The organism is Formivibrio sp. oc-25 (assembly GCF_055810895.1).
Map to the genome: position 1 here is coordinate 1 of NZ_JBVVOL010000081.1, position 1,508 is coordinate 1,508.

The following is a 1,508-nucleotide window of genomic DNA, read 5'->3' on the forward strand; positions in this document are numbered from 1 at the left end:
CTGTTCATGATCTATTACGGCTTTGGTCTGTGCGCGGTGACGTGGAACCAGTCGGTGGATTCGCTGCCGGCACTGAGCGTGGGTTTGACCTATCTGCCGCTGCCGCTGGGTAGTATTGCGATCTTGCTGTTCATCATCGAGCTGATGGTGGCTGGTCCGCAAAATCAACGTCCGATCGTGACCTATGATCACGAACCTGGCCATACCGTTGCCGAGGAAGGGGAGCTGTAAATGGATGCATTCGTATTGATTGGCAGCATGGCGCTGCTGCTGGCGATCGGCGTGCCGGTGGCCTATTCGCTGGGGATTGCCTCGGTGGTGGGGGCCTTGTGGCTGGATATTCCGCTTGAGAGCATCATGATCAAGATTGCGAGCGGGGTGAACTCGTTCACGCTGCTGGCGATCCCGTTCTTTGTGCTGGCGGGCGCGATCATGGCCGAAGGGGGCATGGCGAACCGGCTGGTCTCGTTTGCCTATATTCTGGTGGGCTTCATCCGTGGTGGTCTGTCGCTGGTGAATATTCTGGCCTCGACCTTCTTCGGTGCGATTTCGGGTTCGTCGGTGGCCGATACGGCCTCGATCGGCTCGGTGCTGATTCCGGAGATGGAAAAGAAGGGCTACCCGCGTGATTTTGCCACGGCGGTGACGTGTTCGGGTTCGGTGCAGGCGATTCTGATTCCGCCGAGCCACAATGCGGTGATCTACTCGCTGGCGGCTGGCGGCACGGTATCGATCGGTGCCTTGTTCCTGGCTGGCGTGCTGCCGGGTCTGATGCTGGGTGGTACCCTGGCGGTGATGTGTATTTACTATGCTCACAAGCGCGGCTACCCGAAGGGTGATCCGATTCCGTTCAAGCAAGCGGTGAAGATGTCGATCGAAGCGATCTGGGGTCTGATGACGATGGTGATCATTCTGGGCGGGATTCTGTCCGGCATCTTCACTGCGACGGAATCGGCCTCGATTGCGGTGATCTGGTCGTTCTTTGTGACGATGTTCATTTACCGTGACTACAAGTGGAAGGATCTGCCGAAGCTGATTCACCGCACGGTGAAGACGGTGACGATCGTGATGATTCTGATTGGTTTTGCTGCGAGCTTTGGCTACATGCTGACGCTGATGCAACTGCCGTTGAAGATGACGATGTTCTTCACGGAACTGTCGGACAACAAGTACACGATTCTGCTGCTGATCAACCTGCTGCTGCTGGCACTGGGCACCTTGATGGACATGGCGCCGCTGATCCTGATCCTGACGCCGATTCTGTTGCCGCTGGTGAAGAGCCTGGGGATTGACCCGGTGCACTTTGGCATGGTGATGATGGTGAACCTGGGTATTGGCCTGATCACGCCGCCGGTGGGTTCGGTGCTGTTTGTGGGCAGTGCGGTAGCGAAGCTGAAGATCGAGCAGGTGGTGAAGAGCATGCTGCCGTTCTATGTGGGTTTGTTTGTGGTGTTGCTGATTGTGACCTATGTTCCGGTGGTGTCGTTGCTGCTGCCGTGGCTGGGCGG

Annotated in this window: 2 protein-coding genes; both read left to right on the plus strand. The window is 57.4% G+C overall.

Annotated features, from left to right (window positions below; genetic code table 11):
- Window positions 1-231 (plus strand): hypothetical protein (locus tag AC0KVQ_RS16395; protein WP_473422268.1); only part of this gene is annotated, 231 nt, incomplete at its 5' end.
- The coding region (locus AC0KVQ_RS16400) for a TRAP transporter large permease (protein WP_473422269.1) at window positions 232-1,508 on the plus strand (1,277 nt) is incomplete at its 3' end.